The organism is Micrococcus sp. iso_229, from assembly GCF_058072725.1.
On record NZ_CM176514.1, the window covers coordinates 607,240 to 632,688 of the forward strand.

25 protein-coding genes and 1 riboswitch are annotated in these 25,449 nt (G+C 75.0%); of the genes, 19 read left to right on the forward strand and 6 right to left on the reverse strand.

Going from position 1 to position 25,449, the window contains the following annotated elements; genetic code table 11:
* The first annotated feature begins 58 nt into the window (after positions 1–58).
* From AC3RKA_RS02825 to gatB, 11 genes are all read left to right on the forward strand, one after another.
* Positions 59–895 (forward strand): biotin--[acetyl-CoA-carboxylase] ligase, encoded by an 837-nt coding sequence (locus AC3RKA_RS02825; protein WP_489727463.1) that lies wholly within the window; start codon positions 59–61, stop codon positions 893–895.
* A 30-nt stretch (positions 896–925) separates the two neighbouring features.
* Positions 926–1,453, forward strand: a complete 528-nt coding sequence (locus AC3RKA_RS02830; RefSeq protein ID WP_136940746.1) for a PH domain-containing protein — start codon at positions 926–928, stop codon at positions 1,451–1,453.
* On the forward strand, positions 1,450–2,589 hold the full coding sequence (locus AC3RKA_RS02835; RefSeq protein WP_002854368.1) for an adenylate/guanylate cyclase domain-containing protein: 1,140 nt from the start codon (positions 1,450–1,452) through the stop codon (positions 2,587–2,589). Before AC3RKA_RS02830 ends, AC3RKA_RS02835 begins: the two co-directional genes overlap by 4 nt.
* An 11-nt stretch (positions 2,590–2,600) precedes the next feature.
* Positions 2,601–3,359, forward strand: coding sequence for a PP2C family protein-serine/threonine phosphatase (locus AC3RKA_RS02840; protein WP_002854360.1), 759 nt, complete (start codon positions 2,601–2,603; stop codon positions 3,357–3,359).
* A 40-nt stretch (positions 3,360–3,399) separates the two neighbouring features.
* Complete coding sequence (gene ligA / locus AC3RKA_RS02845) at positions 3,400–5,793, forward strand: NAD-dependent DNA ligase LigA (protein WP_098471334.1); 2,394 nt, start codon at positions 3,400–3,402, stop codon at positions 5,791–5,793.
* Positions 5,790–6,707 (forward strand): inositol monophosphatase family protein, encoded by a 918-nt coding sequence (locus AC3RKA_RS02850; RefSeq protein WP_049158503.1) that lies wholly within the window; start codon positions 5,790–5,792, stop codon positions 6,705–6,707. The genes ligA and AC3RKA_RS02850 overlap by 4 nt, the downstream gene beginning before the upstream one ends.
* The gene (locus tag AC3RKA_RS02855) at positions 6,704–7,186 is read left to right on the forward strand and encodes a thioredoxin domain-containing protein (RefSeq protein WP_049158502.1); all 483 of its coding nucleotides are present in this window, start codon (positions 6,704–6,706) and stop codon (positions 7,184–7,186) included. The genes AC3RKA_RS02850 and AC3RKA_RS02855 overlap by 4 nt, the downstream gene beginning before the upstream one ends.
* Positions 7,183–7,707: a GNAT family N-acetyltransferase gene (locus AC3RKA_RS02860; protein ID WP_002854352.1), complete on the forward strand. Its 525-nt coding sequence runs from the start codon at positions 7,183–7,185 to the stop codon at positions 7,705–7,707. Before AC3RKA_RS02855 ends, AC3RKA_RS02860 begins: the two co-directional genes overlap by 4 nt.
* A gap of 204 nt (positions 7,708–7,911) precedes the next feature.
* The gene (gene gatC / locus AC3RKA_RS02865; RefSeq protein ID WP_002854348.1) at positions 7,912–8,208 is read left to right on the forward strand and encodes an Asp-tRNA(Asn)/Glu-tRNA(Gln) amidotransferase subunit GatC; all 297 of its coding nucleotides are present in this window, start codon (positions 7,912–7,914) and stop codon (positions 8,206–8,208) included.
* A gap of 8 nt (positions 8,209–8,216) precedes the next feature.
* A complete protein-coding gene (gatA, locus tag AC3RKA_RS02870) occupies positions 8,217–9,833 on the forward strand; it encodes an Asp-tRNA(Asn)/Glu-tRNA(Gln) amidotransferase subunit GatA (RefSeq protein WP_489727464.1) in 1,617 nt (538 codons plus the stop codon).
* Positions 9,830–11,335, forward strand: coding sequence for an Asp-tRNA(Asn)/Glu-tRNA(Gln) amidotransferase subunit GatB (gene gatB / locus AC3RKA_RS02875; RefSeq protein WP_049158500.1), 1,506 nt, complete (start codon positions 9,830–9,832; stop codon positions 11,333–11,335). Before gatA ends, gatB begins: the two co-directional genes overlap by 4 nt.
* A 15-nt stretch (positions 11,336–11,350) precedes the next feature.
* On the opposite strand, the gene AC3RKA_RS02880 is transcribed toward gatB, so the two are convergent.
* Positions 11,351–12,427, reverse strand: a complete 1,077-nt coding sequence (locus AC3RKA_RS02880; RefSeq protein WP_049158499.1) for a phosphotransferase — start codon at positions 12,425–12,427, stop codon at positions 11,351–11,353.
* A gap of 138 nt (positions 12,428–12,565) precedes the next feature.
* On the opposite strand from AC3RKA_RS02880, the gene AC3RKA_RS02885 reads away from it, so the two are divergent.
* Complete coding sequence (locus AC3RKA_RS02885; RefSeq protein ID WP_098471341.1) at positions 12,566–13,462, forward strand: CPBP family intramembrane glutamic endopeptidase; 897 nt, start codon at positions 12,566–12,568, stop codon at positions 13,460–13,462.
* A gap of 18 nt (positions 13,463–13,480) precedes the next feature.
* Here AC3RKA_RS02885 and AC3RKA_RS02890 read toward each other — a convergent pair whose 3' ends face one another.
* Positions 13,481–14,116, reverse strand: coding sequence for a VOC family protein (locus AC3RKA_RS02890; RefSeq protein WP_241179311.1), 636 nt, complete (start codon positions 14,114–14,116; stop codon positions 13,481–13,483).
* A 178-nt stretch (positions 14,117–14,294) separates the two neighbouring features.
* A riboswitch (SAM riboswitch) is annotated at positions 14,295–14,410 on the forward strand.
* A gap of 130 nt (positions 14,411–14,540) precedes the next feature.
* Between AC3RKA_RS02890 and AC3RKA_RS02895 the strand changes: the two genes are divergently transcribed.
* Both AC3RKA_RS02895 and metX read left to right on the forward strand, forming a co-directional pair.
* Positions 14,541–15,908 (forward strand): bifunctional o-acetylhomoserine/o-acetylserine sulfhydrylase, encoded by a 1,368-nt coding sequence (locus AC3RKA_RS02895; protein WP_489727465.1) that lies wholly within the window; start codon positions 14,541–14,543, stop codon positions 15,906–15,908.
* The gene (gene metX, locus AC3RKA_RS02900; RefSeq protein ID WP_489727466.1) at positions 15,905–17,035 is read left to right on the forward strand and encodes a homoserine O-acetyltransferase MetX; all 1,131 of its coding nucleotides are present in this window, start codon (positions 15,905–15,907) and stop codon (positions 17,033–17,035) included. Before AC3RKA_RS02895 ends, metX begins: the two co-directional genes overlap by 4 nt.
* A gap of 75 nt (positions 17,036–17,110) precedes the next feature.
* Here metX and AC3RKA_RS02905 read toward each other — a convergent pair whose 3' ends face one another.
* Positions 17,111–18,004 carry an SGNH/GDSL hydrolase family protein gene (locus AC3RKA_RS02905; RefSeq protein WP_002856248.1) on the reverse strand — a complete coding sequence of 298 codons (894 nt, stop codon included), beginning with the start codon at positions 18,002–18,004 and terminating at the stop codon, positions 17,111–17,113.
* Positions 18,005–18,084: 80 nt separating this feature from the next.
* Here AC3RKA_RS02905 and AC3RKA_RS02910 point away from each other — a divergent pair, with 80 nt between their 5' ends.
* The gene (locus AC3RKA_RS02910; protein WP_489727467.1) at positions 18,085–18,777 is read left to right on the forward strand and encodes an alpha/beta hydrolase; all 693 of its coding nucleotides are present in this window, start codon (positions 18,085–18,087) and stop codon (positions 18,775–18,777) included.
* Positions 18,778–18,829: 52 nt separating this feature from the next.
* Here AC3RKA_RS02910 and AC3RKA_RS02915 read toward each other — a convergent pair whose 3' ends face one another.
* A complete protein-coding gene (locus AC3RKA_RS02915; protein WP_002856244.1) occupies positions 18,830–19,072 on the reverse strand; it encodes an RNA-binding S4 domain-containing protein in 243 nt (80 codons plus the stop codon).
* Between the two features lie 141 nt (positions 19,073–19,213).
* Between AC3RKA_RS02915 and AC3RKA_RS02920 the strand changes: the two genes are divergently transcribed.
* Genes AC3RKA_RS02920 through AC3RKA_RS02930 form a run of 3 tightly spaced genes read left to right on the forward strand, consistent with a single transcriptional unit; the run spans position 19,214 to position 22,370 of the window.
* Entirely contained in the window at positions 19,214–20,596 is a 1,383-nt protein-coding gene (locus tag AC3RKA_RS02920; RefSeq protein ID WP_489727468.1) for a glycine--tRNA ligase, read from the forward strand.
* Entirely contained in the window at positions 20,593–21,729 is a 1,137-nt protein-coding gene (locus tag AC3RKA_RS02925) for a GNAT family N-acetyltransferase (RefSeq protein ID WP_489727469.1), read from the forward strand. Before AC3RKA_RS02920 ends, AC3RKA_RS02925 begins: the two co-directional genes overlap by 4 nt.
* Complete coding sequence (locus AC3RKA_RS02930) at positions 21,726–22,370, forward strand: cation efflux transmembrane domain-containing protein (RefSeq protein ID WP_489727470.1); 645 nt, start codon at positions 21,726–21,728, stop codon at positions 22,368–22,370. The genes AC3RKA_RS02925 and AC3RKA_RS02930 overlap by 4 nt, the downstream gene beginning before the upstream one ends.
* A 43-nt stretch (positions 22,371–22,413) precedes the next feature.
* Here the strand turns inward: AC3RKA_RS02930 and AC3RKA_RS02935 are convergent, their stop codons facing one another.
* Together AC3RKA_RS02935 and AC3RKA_RS02940 are read right to left on the reverse strand one after the other, a co-directional pair.
* Positions 22,414–23,784 carry an MFS transporter gene (locus tag AC3RKA_RS02935; protein WP_489727471.1) on the reverse strand — a complete coding sequence of 457 codons (1,371 nt, stop codon included), beginning with the start codon at positions 23,782–23,784 and terminating at the stop codon, positions 22,414–22,416.
* Positions 23,781–24,803 (reverse strand): LLM class flavin-dependent oxidoreductase, encoded by a 1,023-nt coding sequence (locus AC3RKA_RS02940; protein WP_489727472.1) that lies wholly within the window; start codon positions 24,801–24,803, stop codon positions 23,781–23,783. Before AC3RKA_RS02940 ends, AC3RKA_RS02935 begins: the two co-directional genes overlap by 4 nt.
* 146 nt (positions 24,804–24,949) lie before the next feature.
* Between AC3RKA_RS02940 and AC3RKA_RS02945 the strand changes: the two genes are divergently transcribed.
* A complete protein-coding gene (locus AC3RKA_RS02945; protein WP_489727473.1) occupies positions 24,950–25,366 on the forward strand; it encodes an ankyrin repeat domain-containing protein in 417 nt (138 codons plus the stop codon).
* The last annotated feature ends 83 nt before the right edge of the window (positions 25,367–25,449 follow it).

The window sequence follows — 25,449 nt, forward strand, 5'->3', positions numbered from 1 at the left end:
CCGGCGGCGGATCGGCCCGCCCAGCCCGCCCCCGGGGACGCCGTGTATATCTAGGGGCATGCACCCCGACGACGCCCCCACACCGGACCTGACCTGGCTGGACTCCGCCGGCTCCACGCAGGATGAGCTCCTCGCGCGGCTGGACCGCGAGGGGCACCGGCACGGTGCGGCCGTGGCCACCGCGGACCAGCGGGCCGGCCGGGGTCGGCACTCCCGCGTGTGGAGCGCCGCGCCGGGGGCGGCGCTCGCCCTGTCCGTGTACCTGCGTCCCGAGTCCGGCGGGGTGCCGGTCTCTCCGGCCCACCTGAGCTGGCTCTCGCTCGTCGCCTCCGCCACGGTCGCCGAGCGCCTCGCGGCCCGGGGTGTCCCGACGCACGTGAAGTGGCCGAACGACGTGCTCGCCACGGACGGGCGCAAGCTGTGCGGCGTGCTGGCCACGGTGGCACTGTACTCGGACGGCAAGGGGCCCGGCGTCGCCGTCGGGATGGGCGTGAACCTGGACCACCGCGGGGCCGCCCCGGTGGACACCGCCACGGATCTGGCGGAGTGGATCGGCGCGGACGCCGTGCCCGCGCCCCGGGACCTCGCGGTCGAGCTGCGCGACGCCGTCGTGGCGGCCGTGGACCGCTTCGCGGCGGGCGTGGCGGGGCAGACGGCGGCCGTGGACGGGCGTCACCCCGCCGTGGCGGCCGTGGCGGACCGGCTCTCCACGCTGGGCCGCGCGGTGCGCGCCGAGCTGCCCGGCGGCGGCGTGCTGGAGGGCACGGCCGTGGGCCTCGGTCCCGGCGGCACCCTGCGCGTGAGGCACGTCACACCGGATCGTGGCACAATCGAGACCGAGGTCAGTGCGGGGGACGTGGCCCACCTGCGCGGAGACGTCCATCGCGGCGCATGACACACCCGTCCCGGTCAGGAGGTGACCGCCGTGCGACTCGAGCCCGGTGAGCAGGTGATGGTGCGCACCCGCACCCACCCGCGCGCGCTGCTGCGCCCCGCCGCGGTCCTCGTGGCCGTCGCGTTCCTGCTCGGCCTGGCCGTCGGCGTGCTCGCACGCCCCGACCTGCCCGGGATCGTCGCCGCGAACCGCGCCGTGCTCGAGGCGGCCGCGTGGGTGGTCGCGGCGCTCGTCCTGCTCCCCGGCACCGTCCGTCCGCTGTGGCGCTGGGTCGTCCGGCGCACCGTGGTCACCGACCGCCGCATCCTCCAGCGCGCCGGCGTCGGCGGCTCCGGGGCCGCCATGCCGCTCGTGTCCATCGCCGACGTGCAGCGGCGCCGCCGCGGCTCGGGCGCCGGAGACCTGCACATCCTCTTCCAGGAGCCCGCCCGCCAGGTCCACTGGCGGCTGCGCGACGTCCCCGAGGCCGCGCGCTTCGAGGAGGCCCTGGCCCACCTCACCCGCCAGGCCCGCACCAGGACCTGGCCCGCCCCCGTCCCGACAGGAGACCTCCGATGAGCCGTCCGGAGACACCGGACACCGCACCGCTGCCGATCGTCCCGCCGGCCGAGGACACGACCGCCCGCGACGTCGAGGAGCGGTCCGCCCAGCCCGCCGGCTGGACGAGCGCGATGCGCACGCTCGACGCCGGCCTGGTGGTGGGCCCGCGCGCCTACACCTCACGGGAGGTGGCGCAGCGCCTCGGCGTCTCGATGGCCTCCGCCCGGAAGATCTGGCGTGCGCTGGGCTACCCGACGTCGCCGGAGGGGCACAAGGCCTTCACCGAGGCGGACATCGAGGCGTTCGAGTCCGTGCTCACGCTCGTGCGCTCGGGGACGCTGAACGAGGACACCGCCATCTCGCTGGCCCGCTCGATCGGGCAGATGACGGACCGCATGGTGGTGTGGCAGATCGAGGCGCTCGTGGAGGACAAGATCGCCTCCGAGGACCTGACGGACCCGGAGGCGCGGCGGGCCGTCGTCGACATGCTCCCGGACATGGTCGGACCGCTCGAGAAGGCCATGCGGATCGTCTACCGGCGCCAGCTCAACCGCGCCGTCCAGCGCCTGACCGTGCGCGTGGAGGCCGGGCTGGCGGCCAGCGCCGAGGGCCGCGACGGCTCCGAGTCGGACGCGCCGCTGCCGCTGGCCCGCGCCGTCGGCTTCGCGGACATGGTCTCCTACACGACGCTCTCCCGGACCATGGACGACCGGACGCTGGCCCGCATGGTGCTGCGCTTCGAGTCCCTCGCCGCGGAGACCATCTCCGCCGGCGGCGGCTGGCTCGTGAAGACCATCGGCGATGAGGTCATGTTCAACGCCGAGACCCCCGAGGCCGGCGCCGCGATCGCGCTCTCCCTGGCCGAGACCATCGCCGCGGACGAGGAGCTGCCCTCGGCGCGCGTCGCCCTGACGTGGGGACGGGTGCTCTCCCGCATGGGGGACATCTACGGGCCCACCGTGAACCTCGCCGCGCGGCTGACGTCCCTGGCCGATCCGGGTACCGTGCTCGTGGACGCCATGACCGCTGCGGCCCTGTCCCGGGACGAGCGCTTCGTGCTCGTCCCGCAGCCGCCCAGGATCGTCCGCGGGTTCGGAGAGGTCCGCCCCTCCCTGCTCTTGGACGGGTCGGCCCAGACCCTGCTCGCCGACTGATCGAGGACCCCGTGGACCCCCGCCCCGAGACTCCGTCCGCGCCGCGCCCCCAGGCCGCCGGCGCCACCCACGTGGGCGCCGTCCGCGACCTGAACGAGGACGCGTGGACCGTGGTGGGGGAGCCGCTGGTGCTCGCCGCCGTGGCCGACGGCATGGGCGGGCACGAGGCCGGCGAGGTGGCCTCGGCCGCCGCGATCGAGACCCTGCGCCGCCGCGCCCCCGAGGTGCTCGCCCCGGGCACGGCCCACACGCCCCAGGACCTCGGCCACCTGATCCACGAGGCGGACGCCGCCGTCGTCGAGGCCGGGCTGGGGCGCTCCGGCACCACCCTGACCGTGCTGGCCTGCCTGGACACGGAACGCGGTCGCTGGGCCGTGGCGAACGTCGGCGACTCCCGGGTGTACCTGCGGCCCGTCGGCTCGCCGGTGCTCCAGCAGCTCACGGTGGACCACTCGGCGGTCCAGATGCTCGTCGACGCGGGAGAGCTCACCCCCGCCGAGGCCCGCGTCCACCCGCGCCGCAACGTCATCACCCGCGCGCTCGGCTCGCGCGAGGCGCTCACGGTGGACGTGGCCGAGGTCCCCCTCGCCTCCGGGGACCTCGTACTGCTGTGCAGCGACGGCCTGACCGGCGAGCTGCTGGACGAGGAGATCCGCGCGCTGATCGACGACGCCGACACCCTCGAGGACGCCCTCGAGAAGCTCATCGGCGCCGCCCTGTGGCGCGGCGGCCGGGACAACGTCACGGCGGTGCTCGTGCGCATCCCCTGACCCGGGTGCGCCGTCCGGGACGCCGACTACGCTGGGCCGGGTGAGCACCCCCAAGGAATCCGCCGCCCAGCCCGATCCGCAGGACATCCCCGCCGCGGACCTGCGGGCGGAGTACGAGGACCTCGTGGAGCGGGTCCGCGCCGCCCGGACCGCCTACTACCAGCGGGACGCCCCGGAGATCTCGGACGCCGAGTACGACGCGCTGTACCGCCGCCTCGAGGACCTCGAGGCCCTGCACCCCGAGCTCGTGTCCAACGACTCGCCCACCCAGGAGGTCGGCGGGGAGGTCTCGGAGGCGTTCGCCCCCGTCCGGCACGGGGCCCGCATGTACTCGCTCGAGGACGTGTTCTCCATCGAGGAGCTCGAGGTCTGGTTCCGCCGCGCGGCGCAGGCCCTGACGCAGGTGCGGCCGGGCGTGGCGCCCCGCTGGCTCGTGGAGGTGAAGATCGACGGGCTCGCCGTCGCCCTGCGCTACCGGGACGGGCGGCTCGTGCAGGCCGCCACCCGCGGCGACGGCGTCACGGGCGAGGACGTCACCGCCAACGTGCGCACCATCGGGGACATCCCGCACGAGCTCTCCGGCGAGGGCTGGCCCGCCGAGTTCGAGGTGCGCGGCGAGGTGTTCATGTCCTCCGCCGCCTTCGCCGAGCTCAACGCGCGCCGTGCCGAGGAGGGCCAGACGCCGTTCGCGAACCCGCGCAACGCCGCTGCCGGCGCCCTGCGTCAGAAGGACCCGGCGGTCACCGCGCAGCGCCCGCTGGCCATGTTCGTGCACGGCATCGGCTCGGTCGAGGCGTTCGGGCTGGAGTCCCAGCACGAGGTGTACGACGCGCTCGCGGGCTGGGGCCTGCCCGTGAGCCCCTACACCCGCCGGGTGGAGGGCGCGGACGAGGAGGCGTTGGCCGCCGTCGTCGCGGTGATCGAGGAGTACGGCCGGCGCCGGCACGAGCTGATCCACGAGATCGACGGCATCGTGCTGAAGGCGGACGCGTTCGCGGACCAGCGCTACCTCGGCCACACCTCCCGCGTGCCCCGCTGGGCCGTGGCGTACAAGTACCCGCCGGAGGAGGTGCACACGCTGCTGCGGGACATCGCGGTCTCGGTGGGCCGCACCGGGCGGGTGACCCCGTTCGCGGTGATGGAGCCGGTCACCGTGGCCGGGTCCACCGTCTCCCTGGCCACCCTGCACAACCAGGACGTGGTCAAGGCCAAGGGCGTGCTGATCGGGGACACCGTGGTGGTGCGCAAGGCCGGGGACGTGATCCCCGAGGTCGTGGGCCCCGTGCTGCCGCTGCGCGAGAAGGCGATCGAGGCGGGCCGGGAGCTGCGCGAGTTCGTCATGCCCGCGCACTGCCCCTCGTGCGGCACGCCGCTGGCCCCGGCCAAGGAGGGGGACGTGGACCTGCGCTGCCCCAACGCCCGCTCCTGCCCGGCCCAGCTGGCCGGCCGCGTCGAGCACCTGGCCAGCCGCGGCGCGTTCGACGTGGAGGCGCTCGGCGAGGAGGCCGCCCGCTGGCTCGTCCAGGGCCCCGGCGAGGACCCGGCCGAGCACGAGGGCCACGTGCGCCCCGAGGGCCCGGGCCCCATCACGGCGGAGGCGCAGATCTTCGACCTCGCCTCCGGCACGCCGGAGGAGATCACGGGCCCGCGCGGCGAGGACGGGCTGACGGACCTGCAGCGCTCCCTCGGCGAGGTCCGCGTGTGGCGCGAGGGCCGTACGAAGGTGGACGGCCGCATGGTGCCCTCGGGCGTGTTCACGCTCAAGCCGTACTTCTTCACCGCCGGCACCGCGAAGAAGCCGTCCGCGCCCACGGCCAACACGCTGCGCCTGTTCGACGAGCTCGAGAAGGCCAAGTCGCAGCCGCTGTGGCGCACCCTCGTGGCGCTGTCCATCCGGCACGTGGGCCCGACGGCGGCCCGCTCGCTGGCCACGGCGTTCGGCTCGATGGCGGCGCTGCGCGCGGCGGCCGAGGCCGGCGACCGGGACCGGCTGGCCGAGATCGACGGCGTCGGCCCGATCATCGCGGACGCGCTCATCGAGTGGTTCGCCGAGGACTGGCACCGGGAGATCGTGGACCGGTGGGCCGCGGCGGGCGTGGTCATGGAGGACGAGCAGGACGAGTCCACCCCGCGCACGCTCGAGGGCCTGACCGTGGTGGTCACCGGCTCGCTCGAGGGCTTCTCCCGTGACTCCGCGAAGGAGGCGATCCTCGTGCGCGGCGGCAAGGCCTCCGGGTCCGTGTCCAAGAAGACCGACTTCCTGGTGGCCGGCGAGGCTGCCGGCTCCAAGCTGGACAAGGCGCAGTCCCTCGGTGTGCCCGTGCTGGACGAGGCCGGGTTCACGGCGCTGCTGGCCGGCGGTGCGGACGCGGTGCGCCCGGCGGACACGGACGACGCCACCGACGGCGCCGCAGACGGGGAGGCCTCGGCATGAGCGCGCGCACCATGGTCCCGGGCCTGCTCGTGGTCGCCAAGGCCGCCGCGCGCGCCGGCGCGGACGTCCTGGCCCGGCGCTGGACCGGTCACCACCCGGCCGTCCCGCTGGGCGTCGAGGAGATCGGCGCGCAGACGAAGTCCTCCGGCTCCGACTGGGTCACCGACTACGACCGCCGCGCCGAGCAGGCCGTCCGGGAGGTCATCGCCGGCTACCGCCCCTCGGACGAGATCACCGGCGAGGAGTACGGCGCCACCCGTCCGGCCGAGCCGTCCGGCTACCGCTGGTCCATCGACCCGCTGGACGGCACCACGAACTTCGTGCGCGGGCTTCCGCAGTTCTGCACCTCGGTGGCCGTCACCGGCCCGGTGGACGCCGAGACCGCCGACCTGCTGGGGGTGGCCGAGGGCACCGAACGCTGGCTGGCCGGCGTCGTGGCGGCGCCCGCGCTGGGGCGCACCTGGTTCGCGAGCGCGGGCCGGGGTGCCTTCAGCACCGCGGACGCGACGACGGCGGGCGTGGACGTGCCCGACCGGGACGCCGCCCCCGTGCGGCTCACCGGTCCCGTGCCGGGGCGCTCGGGGCGGCTGCTCGCCACCGGCTTCGGCTACGACCCCGCCCGCCGGGCCCTGCAGGTGCGGGCGCTCGCGGCCCTGCTGCCCGCGTTCGGGGACGTGCGGCGGATCGGCTCGGCGGCGCTGGACCTGTGCATGGTCGCCGACGGCACCCTGGACGCGTACGCCGAGTTCGGCACGCAGGAGTACGACTGGGCCGCCGGCGCGCTGGTGGCGGAGGAGGCCGGCGTCGCGGTGACGCGGCCCGCCTCGGCGGACGGCACGGCGCATCCCGACTGGATGGTGGCCGGCGACGTGGACGCGGCCGCCCTGGCCGCCGTGACGGGGGAGAGGGCATGAGGCGGATCGTCGGAGACCCGTGGTTCTACCCGGTCCTGTTCGTGGCCGGCGGCCTGACGTTCATGATCGCCGGGACGCGCCTGCAGCAGGTCGGCATGATCGTGGCCGGGCTCGTCCTGGCCGGCTACGCGGTCACGTACCGGTGGGCGGTCCGGGTCCGCTCGCGGCCGTTCGCCGGCGCGCAGGCGCACGTCGAGGGCGGCGGCGTGGTGGTGTTCTGGCGGCCGGGCTGCCCGTTCACGAGGCGGCTGGTCAAGGAACTGACGGCGCAGGAGCGGGATCGCGCCTACTGGGTGAACATCTGGCAGGAGCCGGCAGCCGCGACGTTCCTCGAGGGGATGCATGAGTCGCGCGACGGCCACCCCCACCAGGCCGTGCCCACCGCCTGGCTGCGCCGGCGCGACTACGTCGTGGCCACGGACGCGACCCGCGCCCGCCTGAAGGACACGCTGCGCCAGCATGCCGGAGGCGACGCATGAGCGCCCTCGTCCGCCCGCTGCGCCCCGAGGACCACGAGGCGGTCGCCGAGCTCACCCTGGCGTCCTATGTCGACGGCGGCCACATCGCCCCCGACGACGCCTACGTGAAGACCCTCATGGACGTGGCCGACCGGGCCGGCCGCGCGGAGGTGCTCGTGGCCGAAGTCGACGGCGAGGTGGCCGGGTCCGTGGTGCTCACCCCGCCCGGCTCGCCCCTGGCCGAGACCTCCGGCGACGGGGAGTACGAGTTCCGCATGCTCGCCGTGCACCCGCGGTTCCACCGCCGCGGGGTGGGCGGCGCCCTGCTGGCCGAGATCGTGGCGCGGGCCCGCGCCGAGGAGGGCGTGGACGCCGTCGTGCTGACCACCATGCCCTCCATGACCGGCGCCCACCGGATGTACGAGCGCGCCGGCTTCGTGCGCGTCCCGGAGCGGGACTGGCTCCTCGCGGACGTGGTGCCGGACCTCGACCCGGCCGACGAGACCGGCCCGTTCCTCGTCTACCGGCTCGCGCTGGACTGACCCCGGGCGGGAGATCGGCGCCGGGACCCCATGCGGGGCGGGAGATCCCTGTCATGCAGGCCCGGGGAGCCGCAGTGGGGTGGATTTCCCGCCCCGAAGCGGTGGCCGCGGCCGGGCAGGCCCCGGCACTAGACTCGACCCCGATGTGGCCGCCGCCGCGCCGGCGTCGTCCACCCCGCCCCGACCCGTCACACGAGGAGATCCATGCCTGAGATCACCCGGGATCAGGTGGAGCATCTGGCTCGCCTGGCCCACATCCGGATGACCGACGAGGAGCTGGACACGATGTCCGGCGACCTGGAGAAGATCCTGGAGCACGTCTCCGCGGTCCAGGCCGCCGCGGGCGACGACGTGACGCCGACGTCCCACCCCATCGCGTTGGAGAACGTGTTCCGCGAAGACGTGCCGGCCGGCATGCTCACGCAGGAGGAGGCCCTCGACCAGGCGCCGGACTCCGAGGACGGCCAGTTCAAGGTCCCCGCCATCCTGGACGGAGAGTGATCACCCCCATGACCGAGACGTTCGACGTGAACGCGACCCTCGGCGCCGACGAGCTCGTCCGGCTCACCGCGCTCCAGATGGCCGAGCGCCTGCGCGCCGGCACCACCACCTCCGTGGAGCTCGTCCAGGCCCACCTGGACCGCATCGCGGCCCACGACGGCGACGTGCGCGCCGACGCCGCCGGCGACCGCGGCGTGCGCGCCTACCTCCACGTGAACACGGACGAGGCCCTCGCCGTCGCCGCCGAGGTGGACGCGATCCGTGCCGCCGGCGGCCCCGAGGCCGACGCCCTGCACCCGCTGGCCGGCGTGCCCGTGGCCGTGAAGGACAACATCGTCACGCGCGGCCAGCCGACCACGGCCGCCTCCCGCATGCTCGAGGGCTGGCTCAGCCCGTACGACGCCACGGTGGTGGCCCGCCTCCGCGAGGCCCGCCTCCCGATCCTGGGCAAGACCAACCTCGACGAGTTCGCGATGGGCGGCTCCACCGAGCACTCCGCGTTCGGCATCACCCGCAACCCGTGGGGCGGCGACCGCGTGCCCGGCGGCTCGGGCGGCGGGTCGGCGGCCGCCGTGGCCGCCTTCCTGGCCCCCTTCGCCCTCGGCTCGGACACCGGCGGCTCCGTCCGTGAGCCCGCCGCGTTCACCGGCACGGTCGGCGTGAAGCCCACCTACGGCGCCGTCTCCCGCTACGGCCTCATCGCCATGGCCTCCTCGCTGGACCAGATCGGCCCCGCCGCCCGCACCGTGGCCGACGCCGCGGCGCTGCAGCAGGTCATCGCCGGCCACGACCCGCAGGACTCCACGTCCCTGGCCGACGCGCCGGCGGACCTGACCGGCGCGGCCCGCGGCCGCGACCTGGCGGGGCTGCGCGTCGGCGTCGTGACGGACCTGCCGGCGGAGGCGTTCCACCCGGGCATCCGGGCCGGCTTCGACGAGCACGTCGCGGCCCTGCGTGAGGCCGGCGCGGAGATCGTGGAGGTCTCCTGCCCGAGCTTCGACGCCGCCCTCGGGGCGTACTACCTGATCATGCCCTCGGAGGCGTCCTCCAACCTGGCCCGCTTCGACGGCGTCCGCTACGGCCACCGCGTGGTGCCCGACGGCGGCGGCACGATCGAGCAGGTCATGGGCGCCACCCGCGCCGCCGGCTTCGGCGCCGAGGTCAAGCGGCGCATCATCCTGGGCACCTACGCGCTGTCCGCCGGCTACTACGACGCCTACTACGGCTCCGCGCAGAAGGTCCGCACGCTCGTGCAGGAGGACTTCGCCCGCGCCTTCGAGCAGGTGGACGTCATCCTCACGCCCACCGCCCCGACCCCGGCGTTCGAGCTGGGCGCGAAGACGGACGACCCGATGACCATGTACGTCAACGACCTGGCCACCATCCCGGCCAACCTCGCCGGCATCCCGGGCATGTCCGTGCCGGGCGGCGTCGTCGACGGGCTGCCCTACGGCCTGCAGCTGATGGCGCCGGCGCGCGAGGACGCGCGCCTGTACGAGGCCGGCGCCGCGCTCGAGCGCCTCGTCGGGGAGCGCCGGGGCGGGCCGGTGTGGGCCGAGGCCCCCGAGCTGGAGAAGGGCGCGCAGCGCGCCACCACCGCGACCACGGCAGGAGGCCGGGCATGAGCCACGCAGAGCAGACCATGGACTTCGCGGAGGCGATGGAGCGCTTCGACCCCGTGCTGGGCTTCGAGGTGCACGTGGAGCTGAACACCGCCACGAAGATCTTCTCCTCGGCGCCCAACGCGTTCGGCGACGAGCCGAACACGAACGTGACCCCGCTCGACCTCGGCCTGCCCGGCACCCTGCCGGTGCTCAACCGTGAGGTCGTGGAGTACGCGATCCGCCTGGGCGTGGCCCTGGACGCGCAGGTCGCCGAGACCTGCCGGTTCGCGCGGAAGAACTACTTCTACCCGGACACGCCGAAGAACTTCCAGACCTCGCAGTACGACGAGCCGATCGTCTTCGACGGCCACCTGGACGTCGAGCTGGAGGACGGCGAGGTCTTCCGCGTGGAGATCGAGCGCGCGCACCTCGAGGACGACGCCGGCAAGCTCACCCACGTGGGCGGCTCCGGGCGGATCCAGGGCGCCTCCGCGTCCCTCGTCGACTACAACCGTGCGGGCGTGCCGCTCATCGAGATCGTCACCAAGCCGATCGTCGGCGCCGGCGCACGGGCCCCCGAGCTGGCCCGCGCCTACGTCACCGCGATCCGGGACATCGTGCAGGCCATCGACATCTCCGACGCGCGGATGGAGCGCGGCAACGTCCGCTGCGACGCGAACGTCTCGCTGATGCCCAAGGGCGCCACCGAGTTCGGCACCCGCACCGAGACGAAGAACGTGAACTCCACGCGCGCCGTGCAGCACGCGGTCACCCACGAGATCCAGCGCCAGGCCGCGGTGCTCGCCGCGGGCGGCACCGTGACGCAGGAGACCCGCCACTGGCACGAGGACACCCGCAGCACCACCTCGGGCCGCCCGAAGTCGGACGCGGACGACTACCGGTACTTCCCGGAGCCGGACCTCGTGCCGGTGCACGTGGACGCCGCGTGGGTCGAGCGCGTGCGCGCGGCCATGCCCGAGCTGCCGGCCGTGCGGAACAAGCGGCTCAAGGCCGAGTGGGGCTTCGCGGACGAGGAGTTCCGCGACGTCGTCAACGCCGGCGTGCTGGACGAGATCGTCGCGACCGTGGAGGCCGGCGCCTCCGCGGCGGCCGCCCGCAAGTGGTGGATGGGCGAGATCGCCCGCCTGGCGAACGTCCGCGAGGTCGCCGTCGCCGAGCTGGGGATCACCCCGGCGCACGTGGTGGAGGTCGAGGAGCTGATCGCCGCGAAGACGATCAACGACAAGATCGCCAAGCAGGTGCTCGGCCTGGTGGCCGACGGCGAGGGCGCCCCGAAGGAGGTCGTCGCGGCGAAGGGCCTGGCCGTGGTGTCCGACGACGGCGCGCTCACCGAGGCCGTCGACGCCGCGATCGCCGCCAATCCGGACGTGGCCGAGAAGATCAAGGGCGGCAAGATGGCCGCCGTCGGCGCCCTCATCGGCCCGGTCATGAAGGCCACCCGCGGGCAGGCCGACGCCGGCCGCGTCCGCGAGATCGTCCTGGAGCGCCTGGGCGTGTCCTGACGACCGCGCGGGCCCTCAGCCGTCCAGCGCGGTGAGGGCCCGCGCCACGCGGGGCAGGGTCTTGCGCAGCAGGCGCCGCCAGGACCCCGCGGCCAGCCCGCCGACGATCGCGTCCCGGGCCGCCGCGTCGTCGAGCGTCTCCAGGGCCATCGCCCCGAGCCACACGCGGGCCCGCCGCGCCTCGGCCGCGTCCCGGGCCAGGTCGGGCACCTTGTCCTCGCCGTGCCACAGCGCCAGGTAGGCGACGTTGAGGGCCGGGTCCCACGCGCACGCGAGGTCCCAGTCCAGCACCCCGGCCAGCGTCCAGCGCAGCGGGGCGCGCGGGTCCTCGTCCTCGGGCACGGCACGCCAGCGCATGTTGTGCCCGGCCAGGTCGCCGTGCACGAGCGACGGCGGCACGGGCGGCGCAGCGGTCCACGCCGTCACCGCGTCCGTGAGGGCGGCCACCGCGTCCGGCCACGCCTCGGCGCCCAGCCGCGCGTCGACGTCGTGCCCCTCCCACGCGCCCAGGCGCGCGGCGACCGCCCCCGGCAGTGCCGCGACGTGCCGGGCGCGCTCCGACGTCCACGGGCCGCGGAAGGCGAACGGACGGCCGAGGTGCGGGGCGATCCGCGGGTCGGTGACGTCCACGGCGGCGAGGTCGTCGAGGACGTCGCGCAGCACGGCCGGATCGCCCTCGTGCGGCGGGTGCGGGCCGCCCGGGAGGAAGCGCTGCAGCACCGCGGCGCCCGTGCCCGCGGGGACGGGGTCCGAGAGGGCGACCGGGACGGCCCAGGGCACGCGGCGCTCGGCCAAAGCCGCGGCGAGTCCGTCGAGGAGGGCCAGGCGCCGGGGCAGGTGCGCCGCGGGGTCCCGCTCGGGCGCCCACCGCGCGGCCGGGGCGGCGCCGACCTCGTGGGCCCGCGTCATCCGGAGGACGCCGACGTCCTCGAGCACGAGCACGCGGTGGAACTGCCCGCCCTCCTCCACGGACGCCGCGGCCCAGTCGGCTGTGCGGAGCCGGCGGGCGAGGGCGGGGTCGAGACCGGGGCGGAGGTGCTGCAGGGCGCGGTGGACCAGCTCGAGCTCGCTGGGGGCAGGCGGGGAGACCACACGACCACGCTAACCCTCCCTCTGCCCTCCCGGACTTTCGAACGTGATATCGGGGGAATGGGGACTTTCGAACGGGAGATAGGCCCTTCCTCACGTTCGAAAGCGCCCGGGGGGGAGGGACGGGCGGATACTGGGGGCATGCCCGCCACCCCGCGCACGTCCCGCACCCCGGCCGGCCCGGCCGTCCGACCCGCCCCCGCGCTGCCCGCCCCCTCGGCGCGCACGGTGCGGTGGGAGATCGCGATCGTCCTCGGCCTCTCCCTGGGGAAGTCGGCGGTCTACGCGATCGTCCAGCTCATCGACAAGGCCACCCAGGCCCCGCTGGGGGAGCAGACCACCGTCCTCAACCCGGCTCTGGCCGACCGCTGGGCCTTCGACCTGACCTACCAGCTGCTCGGCATCGGGTTCGCGCTGGTGCCGGTGGCCCTCGTGCTGCACCTGATGCACCTGCGCGGCCGGAACCCGTTCCGGGTGCTCGGCCTCGACCTGCGCCGCCCCGGCCGCGACCTGGCCTGGGGCCTGGGCCTGTTCGCGGCCATCGGGCTGGGCACGCTCGGCGTCTACGCCGCCGGCCGGGCCCTGGGGATCACGACGGCGATCGTCGGCTCGGCGCTCGGGGAGAGCTGGTACCAGGTGCCGGTCCTGCTGCTCTCCGCGCTGCGGCACGGACTGCTGGAGGAGGTCATCGTGGGCGCCTGGCTCGTCGACCGGCTCGGGTATCTGCAGCGGCTGCGCGACGCGGGCCTGGCGCGCGATCCGGCGCCGGCCGTGCCGTCGTCGTGGGTGAGCGCCGAGGGGCTCTACCTGCCGACCCGCGCTGCCGTCGTGGTGCTCGCCCTCGCGCTGCTGCGCGGGGCGTACCACCTGTACCAGGGGATCGGGCCGGGCGTGGGCAACGCCCTGATGGGCGTGGTGTTCGCGCTCGTGTTCCTGCGGGTGCGCCGGGTGATGCCGCTGGTCATCGCGCACACGCTGCTGGACGCCGTCGGGTTCGTCGGCTACCCGCTGCTGGCGCGGGCGGGGCTGCTCGGCTGAGCGGCCCCGCCCCCGCGCTCAGAGCGTGATCTCGCCCTTCGGGGTGCGGAAGGTGACCGAGACGATGCCCGGGGTGCCGGAGGGCGCGACGTACTCGATGTCCACGTCCTGGACCTGGCCGTCCTCGTCGTCGCCGAGCCACTCGGCGAGGCGCTCGGGGGAGCCGGCGATGTTCAGGTGCTCGATGGTGGCCTGCGGCTCGGCCGCCTGCGAGGGGTGCATGTCCTCCTGGCCGTCGGCCCAGCGCAGGATGTACGGCAGCTGCGGGTCCGCGAGGGTGCCCTTGATGCCGATCTGCCGCCAGGACAGCTCGCGGCCGTCCGGGAAGCGACGGTTGCCGGGAACGGCCTCGCGGCCGAGGCGGCGCTCGAACCGGCCGATGTCCGGGGTGGCCACGGCCCAGCTCATCCAGCCGCCGCCCTGTTCGGTGCGGGCGCGCACGAGCTGGCCGAACGGCGCGCTGAGGGAGGCCGGGTGGTCCAGGGCCTCGACGACCTCCAGATACTGCCCCTCCGTCATGGGGAAGAGCGCGTTCTGGGTGCCGAAACGTGGGTGGACACCGCCCTTGATCCGCTCGATGCCCAGCGTCTCGGCGATGCGGGCGACCGTGGCGTCCAGGCCCTCGGGGCCGGCGGCGTAGGACACGTGGTCCATGCGACAGGTGTGCACTGCGCTGTTCCTCTCCGTTCCCGGGCTGCCCCGGGGGTTGACCTGGTGCGAGTCGGGGGGCGTCGAGCCCTTGACGGGTCGGGCGCCCCCGTGCGGAGAGCGTATCCGCGTGTGACACGCGTGACGAAATCGTGGCGGGGCGGCGGGCTACACTCGGAGACACGGTCACGAGAGTCAGCAACAGGCCCCGGCATGCTGACCGGCAACCCTCCTTCCGCGGTGGGGTGCCCCGGGTGACGACCAGGCCGGCCCCACAACGGTTGCCGGCAAGCGCGGGCCGATCCCACGGCCCCTCTCGACGGCGCCGGGTCATCTCCGGCACCTCGACGACGCCGGTCCCCGGATCGGCACGTCGGCCGGCGGGCGGGGCGGACGGGTCCGGCCCCTGAACCCTTCAGGAGGGTCCGCCATGACCGACCAGCCCACCCCGACCCCCGACGCCTGGGGCTTCTCCACCGCGCAGGTCCACGCGGGCGTCGCCGTCGGCCAGCACGCCTTCGGTGCGACCGCCCTGCCGATCTTCCAGACCACCTCGTACGACTTCCCGTCCGCCCAGGTGGCCGCGGACCGGTTCGCCCTCAAGGACCTCGACCCGCTCTACACCCGCATCGGCAACCCGACGCAGGGCCCGGTGGAGGAGAAGATCGCCGCGCTCGAGGGCGGTGTGGGCGCGCTGCTGCTGGCCTCCGGTCAGGCGGCGACGACGTTCGCGATCCTCAACCTCGCCGGCGCCGGCGACCACGTGGTCGCCTCGGCCAGCCTCTACGGCGGCACGCAGAACCTGTTCAAGCACACCCTCGCCAAGGTCGGCGTCGAGACGACGTTCGTGACCGACCCGGACGACCTCGAGTCCTGGCGCGCCGCCGTGAAGCCGAACACCAAGGCGTTCTTCGGCGAGACCCTCGGCAACCCGCGCGGCGACGTCCTGGACGTGCGCGCCGTCGCCGACGCCGCCCACGAGGCCGGCGTGCCGCTGATCGTGGACAACACGCTGGCCACCCCGTACCTGCTGCGGCCGATCGAGCACGGCGCCGACGTCGTCACCCACTCCGCCACGAAGTACCTCGGCGGGCACGCCGCGGCCATCGCGGGCGTGATCGTCGACGCCGGCACGTTCGACTACGCGCAGCACGCCGAGCGGTACCCCGGCTTCAACGAGCCGGACGAGTCCTACCACGGCCTCGTCTACGCGCGGGACCTCGGGGTGGGCTCGCCGCTCGGCGCCAACCTGGCCTTCATCCTCAAGGCGCGCGTGCAGCTGCTGCGCGACTACGGCTCGGCCATCTCCCCGTTCAACGCGTTCCTGGTGAACCTCGGCCTGGAGACCCTGTCCCTGCGCATGGAGCGGCAGGTGGCCAACGCGGCCGCGGTGGCGCGCTGGCTGGAGGGCCGCGACGACGTCGAGCACGTGGTCTACGCCGGCCTGGAGTCCAGCCCGTGGCACGAGCGGGCCCAGCGCTACCTGCCGAAGGGCGCGGGCGCGTTCGTCTCCTTCGAGATCGCGGGCGGCCGCGAGGCCGGGGCCGCGTTCGTGGACGGGCTCACCCTGCACCACCACGTGGCCAACATCGGCGACGTCCGCTCCCTCGTCGTGCACCCGGCCTCCACCACCCACGCCCAGCTGACCGACGACGAGCAGCGCGCCGCGGGCGTCACCCCCGGCCTGGTGCGGCTCTCGCTCGGCGTGGAGGACGTCGAGGACATCCTCGCCGACCTCGAGCGCGGCTTCGCGGCCGCCGCCCGCCGCGGCGACGACGACGCGGGGGAGCGGGCGTGACCGCCGTCGCCACGCGTCCGTCGCGCACCGCGCTGCCCCGCGGCGGCCGCCACCGCCTGCGGGTCGGCGAGCTGCACACCGAGACCGGCGGGCTGCTGCCCGACGTCGAGCTGGCCTACGAGACCTGGGGCACCCTCGCCGCCGACGGCTCCAACGCCGTGCTCGTGCTGCACGCCCTCACCGGCGACGCGCACGTGGCCGCGCACGAGCAGGACCCGACGCCGGGCTGGTGGGACGCCCTCGTCGGCCCGGGCCGCGCCGTGGACACGGACCGGTGGTTCGTGGTCGCCCCCGCCATGATCGGCGGCTGCCACGGCTCCACCGGGCCCTCGACGCCGGCCCCCGACGGGCGGCCCTGGGGCTCCCGGTTCCCGTTCCTCACGCTGCGGGACGCGGTCGAGGCCGAGCGGCGCCTGGCCGACCACCTCGGGATCGGCGCCTGGCGCGCCGTGATCGGCGGATCGATGGGCGGGGCCCGCGCCCTCGAGTGGGCCGCGACCCACCCCGCGCGCGTCGCCGGGGTGGGTGTGCTGGCCGCCACCGCGGCCTCCTCCGCCGACCAGATCGCGTGGGGGCAGGCGCAGACCGCGGCCATCCGCCTCGACCCGGACTTCCAGGGCGGCGACTACTACCCCGGCCCCGGCCCCGTGGCCGGCCTGGGCATCGCCCGGCGCATCGCCCACACCACCTACCGCACGGCCGGCGAGCTCGGCCAGCGGTTCGGCCGGGAACCGCAGGGCGTCGAGGACCCGTTCGGCGCCGTCGTCGGGGTGCCGGGCGGGCGCGGGCGCTACGCCGTGGAGTCCTACCTGGACCACCAGGCGGCCAAGCTCGCCGACCGGTTCGACGCGAACTCCTACCTCGTGGTCACCGAGGCCCTCATGGGCCACGACGTCGGGCGCGGGCGCGGCGGCGTGGCGGCGGCGCTCGCGGACTACCGCGGCCGGGCGTTCGTGGCCGCCGTCGACTCGGACCGGCTCTACCTGCCGGCCGAGTCCGAGGCGCTCGCGGCGGCGCTGCCCGCGCGGCCGCCGGTGCACACGATCGCCTCGCCCATCGGCCACGACGGCTTCCTCACCGAATACGGCCAGGTGGCCGACACGCTCAAGCGCGCCCTCGCCCTCTGAACTTTCGTTCGGAAAACGGCGGCGTGTCGCGGCACTGTCGTTCGAGAAACGGCCACCGGCCCCCGCCGGCCGGGCTCAGGGCTCGACGATGTCCAGCGGCTCGGTGTGGTCCGAGCCCTGCGGCATCGGCGCCCCGAAGAGCGGCTCGGGGACGGGGCGCTTGGCCGTGACGCCGTCGCCGGAGGAGACGCCGCGGAGGCGGCGGACCACCCACGGCGCCAGGTGCGTGCGCACCCACGCGGCGTCCGACGCGCGGGCCTCGCGCCACGTGCGCGGCGCCGGCGGGGCCAGGCGCAGGTGCTCGAGGCCGTGCTCCACGCCGAGGGTGTCCAGCACCATCGCGGCGATCGTGTGGTGGCCGAGCGCGGAGAAGTGCAGACGGTCCTCGGCCCACATCTCCCGCCGGGCGAGGTCCTTGAGCGACCACATGTCCGGCACCAGCGCGTCGTGCCGCAGGGCGATGGTGCGCACGTTCTCGTTGTAGATCGCCACGGTGCCGCGGATGCGGCCGATGACGGGCGTGCCCTTCACGTCGGTCGCGTTGAACAGCAGCACGGTGGCGCCGTCGGAGGCCAGACGCTCGACGACGGCGTCCAGCCGGGCCGCGATCTCGTCCGGGTCCGCGCCGCGCAGGATGTCGTTGCCGCCCGCGCAGACGCTGATGAGGTCCGGCCGCAGGGCGAGCGCCGGCTCGACCTGGTCCTCGGCGATCTGGTCCAGCAGCTTCCCGCGGACCGCCAGGTTGGCGTAGGCCAGGTCCTCACCGGCCGGGGTCAGGCGGGAGAGTTCCTCGGCCAGGCGGTCGGCCCAGCCTCGGTGGTAGCCGGGGCGGTCCGGGTCCGGGTCGCCGATGCCCTCGGAGAACGAGTCCCCGATGGCGACGTAGCGGCGCCACGGATGGGCGGCGGGGTCGTCGACCGGGGTCGCGTCGGAGGCGTGCGGAGGCTGGGAGGAAGATGGGTTACCCACGGGTAGGATTCTGCCCGCCCCGCGCGGGAGGGGTCAACCGCCGGGCGGGGCCGACCGCGCCGCTCGCTAGGCTGGCGGGCGTGAACCCGAACCCCACCCCCGCCGTCGAGCCCGTCGTCCGCTGGTCGCGCCCCGAGGGCGAGCGCACCGAGGACCTGCTGATCGTCCTGCACGGCTACGGCGCGAACGAGGACGACCTGTTCGGCCTTGTCCCGCACCTGCCCGAGCACGTCACGGTGGCCGCCGTGCGCGCGCCCCTGCCCCTGCAGCCGGGCTCCCACGCCTGGTTCCCGCTCTCCCAGGACCCGGTCACGGGCGAGCTGGGCTCCACCGCCGAGCCGGTCCGCGAGGCCGTCGAGGCCCTGCACGCCTGGGTGCAGGCCGTGCGCGGGGACTTCCGCACCGTCTCCCTGCTCGGCTTCTCCCAGGGCATGGCGATGGCCACGTCGCTGCTGCGCCTGGACCCGGAGGCCTACGCGTGCATCGTGGCGCTGTCCGGCTTCGTGGTGGACCCGGAGCTCACCGAGCCGCGGCTGCGCGAGCTGTTCACCCGCGACGACGACGTCGCCCGCGCCCGACCGAAGGTCTTCTGGGGCCGCGGCCAGGAGGACCCGATCATCTCCGAGCCCCGGGTCGAGGAGACCCATGCCTGGCTGAACGCCCACGTGGACCTCATGAAGATCGTCTACGCCGGGCTCGGCCACGCGATCAACGAGCAGGAGCTGGGCCACGTGAAGGAGTACCTCGCCCACATGGTGCCGCCCCGCGGCTGACCCACCGGGCCTGTTCGACGACGGCGCCGCGGCCGCCCGCCGGTGCGTCGGCTCAGGCCTGTTCGGCCTGGACCACGAACGCCTCGCCGTTGAACTCCACGACGTCCCCGTCGTGCAGCTGGGCTCCGCGACGCGTCTCGACCGCGCCGTTGACGGTGACGAGACCGTCGGTGACGACGTCGCGGGCCATGGCGCCGTCCTCCACGAGGGAGGCGAGCTTGAGCGCCTGGCCGAGGCGGATGGATGCGTCACGGATGGGCAGGGGCTGGGCGTCGGGTGCGTTCGTCTCGGTCATGGTGTCCATCATGGCCGGTAGGCTGGACGGGATCGACCGGCGCGCCGCGCCGGAACGGGCCCGCCGCGTCGAAGGCGGCCGGGTGCCGTCGTCGTCGTGATCCCCTCCCGCCCCGCCGATGAGTACGGAAGTGATGCCCCCATGGCTGCCAAGTCCCCGCTGGACAACGTCATCAACCTCGCCAAGCGCCGAGGCTTCGTGTTCCAGGCCGGTGAGATCTACGGCGGTTCGCGCTCCGCGTGGGACTACGGGCCCCTGGGTGTGGAGCTGAAGGAGAACATCAAGGCCGAGTGGTGGAAGACCTTCGTGCGCTCCCGTGAGGACATGGTGGGCCTGGACTCCTCCATCATCCTGCCGCGCGCGGTGTGGGAGGCCTCCGGCCACGTCGAGACCTTCACCGACCCGCTCGTGGAGTGCACCCAGTGCCACAGGCGGCACCGCCAGGACCACCTGCTCGAGGCGTTCGAGGCCAAGAAGGGCCGGCCGGCCGAGGGCATGGCCGAGATCGTGTGCCCGGACTGCGGAACCAAGGGCGCCTGGACCGAGCCGCAGCTGTTCTCGGGCCTGGTCAAGACCTACCTCGGCCCCGTGGACAACGAGGAGGGCCTGCACTACATGCGCCCGGAGACGGCGCAGGGCATCTTCGTGAACTTCCTCAACGTGCTGGGCGCGGCCCGGAAGAAGCCGCCGTTCGGCATCGGCCAGATCGGCAAGGCGTTCCGCAACGAGATCACCCCGGGCAACTTCATCTTCCGCACCCGCGAGTTCGAGCAGATGGAGATCGAGTACTTCGTGCCGCCGGCCGAGGCGGGCCAGCACTTCGACCGCTGGGTGGAGGACTGCTGGGGCTGGTTCATCGACCTCGGCATCGACCCCGCGCACCTGCGGAAGTTCGACGTCCCCGCGGACGAGCGGGCCCACTACTCGGACGCCACGATCGACCTCGAGTACGACTTCGGCTTCACCGGCGGCGACGGCTGGGGCGAGCTGATGGGCATCGCGAACCGCACCGACTACGACCTGGGCCGGCACACCGAGCACTCGGGCACCAAGATGCAGTACTTCGACCAGGCCAACAACGAGCACTACACCCCGTACGTGATCGAGCCGTCCTTCGGCCTGACCCGCGCCATGATGGCGTTCCTCGTGGACGCCTACGCCGAGGACGAGGCCCCGAACGCCAAGGGCGGGGTGGACGTGCGCACCGTGCTCAAGCTGGACCCGCGCCTGGCCCCGGTCAAGGCCGCCGTGCTCCCGCTGTCGAAGAAGCCCGAGCTGCAGCCGGCCACCCAGTCCCTCGCGGCGGAGCTGCGCACCCTCTGGAACATCGAGACGGACGACTCCGGCGCGATCGGCCGTCGCTACCGCCGCCAGGACGAGATCGGCACCCCGTTCTGCATCACCGTGGACTTCGACACCCTCGAGGACCAGGCCGTGACCATCCGCGAGCGGGACACCATGGCCCAGGAGCGCGTGGCGCTGTCCCAGGTGAAGTCCTACCTGCTGGAGCGCCTGGTCAAGTGAGCGGGGACGTGACGGGAGCCGCCGGGGCCGCGGGGCACGACGACGGCGGCGCGCTGTTCGACTCCGCCGCGGTCGCCGGTGGGGAGATCGTGCTGCGTCCCTGGCGGCCCGGGGACGACCTGGCCCTGCTCGAGGTGTGGGGTGACCCGGCCAACGCGCAGCAGCACCAGGACCGGGCGATGCTCGCCGAGGACGCGGAACGGCCCTGGCGCCGCGCGCTCGTGGCCGAGGCCGCCGGTGTGCCGGTGGCGGCCGGCGTCGTCTACGCCTCGTCCGTGCACCCGCGGCGGCTGTGGCTGTACGTCGAGACCGCGGCCGCCGAGCGGCGCCGGGGCATCGGCCGGGCGCTCGTGGCGGCCCTGCGGGGGCTCGCCGCACAGGCGCACGCCGCCGGCGCCATCCCGACGACGGCCCTGAAGGCCAGGTTCGCCAAGGACGCCCTGGTGCCCGGCGTGGCCGGCGCCGACCCGCAGACCGAGGCCGACGGTGCCACGGGCCGCCCGCCCGTGGACACGGACGCCGTGCGGTCCCAGACCGCCGCCCTGGCCGCCGGCACCGAGGCGTTCCTCGTGGCCGAGGGCTTCACCCCCGTGCAGCGCTCCCGCCGCGTCGCGATCGCCCCGGGGGCCATCGGCCTGCCGGACGTGCGCGGGGAGGAGCACCCGGACGGCGTGGTCCTCGAGGAGGCCTCGACCGGCTCCGTCGAGCTGACGCAGGCGGTCACCGCGTTCTACGACGCCGTGCACGCGTGGGACCCGTCGACCCTGAGCGTCGGGGCCGCCCAGCAGCTGCTGCTGGGACCGGCCACCGGGGCCGCGGGCGCCGTCGTGCTCCGCGACGCGCCGAAGGCCGAGGGCGGGCGCATCCGCGCGTTCGCGGTGTCCTACACGCCGGAGCGCCAGGACGCGCCGGCCGATGTGCTCGTGGGCTGGGACCCGGAGCTGGGGGAGGAGGACGCGCTGCAGGCCGTGGCCGACCTGCTCGCCCTGCTCGTGGCCCAGTACCCCGTGCAGATCGAGGTGGACGAGGCGATGGCCCCGCTGGAACGGATCGTGGACGGGCTCATCGGCGGCAACGCGGCGCGGACCCTGGTGGACACGTACGTGTTCGTGGACGACGCGCCGGGCGCGTGAACCGGGCGGCCGCAGCGGACCGCCGGCGCGCCCGCGCCCTGCGGGGCACCGTCCTCGCGGTGGCCCTGCTCAACGGCGCCTACCTGGTGGTCGAGATCATCCTGGCCCTGGGGATCGGCTCGGTGGCCCTCGTGGCGGACTCCGTCGACTTCTTCGAGGACTTCGCCGTCAACCTGCTGATCTTCGTGGCGCTGGGGTGGACGGCGGCCCGGCAGGCGGTCATCGGCAAGGTCATGGCCGGGATCATCGTGCTGCCGGCCGTGGCGGCGCTCGTCATGGCGGCCACGAAGGTCGGGGACCCCGAGCCGCCGGCCGCGGGCGTGCTGCTGGGGGTGGCCGTCGGCTCGATCCTCGTGAACCTCGTGTGCGTGGCCCTGCTGTCCCGCGTCCGCACCGACGGCGGCTCCCTCACCCGGGCGGCGTGGCTCGCGGCGCGCAACGACCTCGTGGCCGGCGCCGTGCTGATCGCCCTGTCCGGGATCACGGTGCTGACGGCGTCGGGCTGGGCGGACATCATCGTGGGCGTGCTGCTCGTGCTGCTCGTGCTGCTCAACGGCTCCGCCGCCAAGGAGATCTGGGAGGCCGCGACCGAGGAGCACCTGGCGGCCCAGGCCCTCGCCGGCGAGGTCGACGACGACTGAGCGGTTCCTGCCGAACCCCGGGCCGGGCCCCGGCACAGAGTGGTCACGACACGCCGCGTGCACCCTCGCGAGACGGCGTGTCGTGACCACTCTGCGGGGCGGCGGGCAGCCGGGCGGCCAGCACCGCCCCGACGGCGGCCAGGCCCAGGAACACCGTCAGCGCCGGCGCCAGACCGACGGCGCCGGCCAGTGCCCCGACCGCCGGGCTGAGCCCGACCCCGGCCAGCCGCATGCACCAGCTCGTCACCGCCAGCCCGGTCTGCGGCCGGAGCCCGGGCGCCTCGTCGCCGAGCGCATAGGCCACGGGCACCACCACGGCGCAGCCCAGCCCCGCCAGTGCCAGCCCCGCGAACGCGGCAGGCACGGCCACCGGCCCCGGCAGCGGCGCCAGGGCCAGTCCCAGCCCCACGACGACGGCGCCCAGCCCCGCCGTCAGCGCCCCGCGTCGTCCCAGGGCGGCGAGGGTGCGGTCGCCCGCGAGGCGGCCGATGAACTGCGCGCCCAGCAGGGTCGACGCGCCGAGCACCGCCGCGGCCGGGTCCAGGCCGCGCTCGGTGATCAGGAACAGGGTGGCCCACGCGTTGCCGAACTCCTCCACGCCGAACCCGGCCATCCCGATCACCACGGCGGGGAGGAGCGCGGCCAGCGCGGCACGCGGCGGGAGCACCCTGCTGCGGGCCGCTGGGGCGGGCGGTGCGGACGTCTCCGACGGCGCGGATGGCTGGTCCGCGGCGTCGCGGGCGGACGCCGAGTCCGTGGGCGCCTCCGCCAGGAACAGGCGCCGGACCCCCAGCAGCACCGCGACGCACACGGCGCCGTTGAGCCCCAGGTGCAGGGCCGCGGGGCCGCCCACGGAGATGACCGCCGCACCGAGCCCGGCACCGGCGGCCGCTCCGAGGCTCCAGCCGGCGTGCATGGTCGTGAGCACGGGCCGGGCCAGCCGGGTCTGCACCTGCAGGCCCTGCGCGTTCTGGGCGGTGTCCACGACGGCGTCGAGCACGCCCGACGCCAGGACGAGGCCCGCGAAGACCCACAGCGGCCAGCCCGCAGCCGTGCCCGCACCGTGCCCGGCCCCCGCGCCCGCCCCGGCGATGTCGAGGACGAGACCGGCCGCCGTCGTCAGCAGGGCGATGGCCACGCTGCCGGCGAGCATGACGCGGCGGGCGCCGAACCGGCGCAGGATCGGCGCGGGCAGGGGCCCGGCGAGCGTGCCGCCCACGGCGAGCGCGATGACGAGCAGGCCGAACCCGGCCGGGTCCAGTCCGAACGCGGCCTTCGCCTCCGGGTAGTGCGGGATGAGCGCGCCGAGCAGGGCGCCGTTCGTCGCGAAGGCGGCGGTGACGGCCCAGCGCGCGCGACGGGCTCGGGCGAAGCCGTCGTCGGCGGCCGGGACGTGCGGCGCGGCCTCGCTCATGCATCCCAGCCGAGCAGGCGCCAGACCTCCGCCCAGCCGGCGAAGATCTTCGCGTTGTACTCGACCCCGAGCTGGTTGGGGTTGGCGAACAGGACCCAGTCGGCGGCGGCGACGGCGTCGTCGGCGGCGAGCTTCTCCGCCACCTCCTCGGCGGACCCGGCGTAGGTCGGGCCGGAGCGGGCGGCGCCGCCCTCGAGCATGCCGGAGGAGTCGCGCGAGGCCCGCTCGCGGCCGAAGTACAGCTCGTCCTCCCGGTCCTGGATGACGAACGCGGAGCGCGTGACCGCCGTGCGGCCCGGACCGGCGTGGCCGGCCGCGGCGAAGGCCTCCCGGTAGCGGGCGATCTGGTCGGCCTGCTGGACGTGGAAGGGGCGGCCGTCGTCCTGGAGCAGGAGCGTGGAGGAGAGCATGTGGTACCCCTCGCGCCCCGCCTCGACCGCCGACGGCGTGGACCCCGACCCCCACCAGATCCGGTCCGCGAGCCCGGGGGAGTGCGGCTCGACCCGCAGCGGCTGCGAGCTGTGCGCCCAGCCCGAGGTGAGGTCCGGCGTCGCGATGCCCTCACCGCGCACGGCGGAGAGGAACCGGCGTCCGCGCTCGCGGGTCACGTCGGCCCAGGTCCGCCCCTCGGCGAGGGTGTAGCCGAACTGCGCCTGGCCGTCGAGGGCGGCCTCGGGTGAGCCGCGGGAGACGCCGAGCTCGAGCCGGCCGCCGGAGATGAGGTCCGTGGTGGCCGCGGCCTCGGCCATGTACAGGGGGTTCTCGTAGCGCAGGTCGATCACGCCCGTGCCGAGGCTGATCCGCTCGGTGCGGGCGGCCATCGCGGCGAGGATCGGGAACGGCGAGGAGAACATCCGCTGGAAGTGGTGGACGCGGAGCCAGGCGCCGTCGAGTCCGGCGTCCTCGGCGGCCACGGCCATCGCGACGACGTCGTCGAGGGCCTGCCGCGCGTCCGGCGCGGTGCCGGGCCGCTGGATCCAGTGGCCGAAGTTGAGGAAGCCGAGGTGTTTGCGGGTCATGCCGGGTGCAACCGCGGGGCGGGCGGGGCTGTTCCCGGGGGCCGGTCCTCGTCTGACCGCCGGCCCGCGACATCACCTGCGGGCAGACCCGCGGAGATGTCGCTGCGGCGCGGTCGATCGCCGCGGCGTCCGCCATACTGGCGGGCATGAGCGAGCAGTGGAGCGAGAAGGACATCGAGCTGGCGAACCGGCTCTTCGACATGGCGCGTGACGGGGACACGGCCCAGCTGAAGGCGTACCTGGACGCCGGGGTGAGCACGCGCCTGCGCAACCACGCGGGCGACTCCTTCCTCACCCTCGCCGCCTATCACGAGCACCCGGACACCGTGGCGATGCTGATCGAGGCCGGCGCCGAGATCGAGCACGCCAACGACCGCGGCCAGCGCCCCCTGACCTGCGCCACGTTCAAGCGGGACGTCGCCTCCATGCGCCACCTCCTGGCTGCCGGTGCGGACCCGGACGCGGGCACCCCCTCGGCGCGCCAGACCGCCCAGATGTTCGCCGGCGATGACCTGCTGGCGGTGCTCGACGGCGGGGACACGGCGCCGTCGTCCGAGGCCTGACCCGCCGGGAGGACGGTCTGCCCGTCCTGGCGGGGCGCCTCGGCGATCGCCTCCCAGCGGGCCTCGTGGTGGGGCACGGTGAC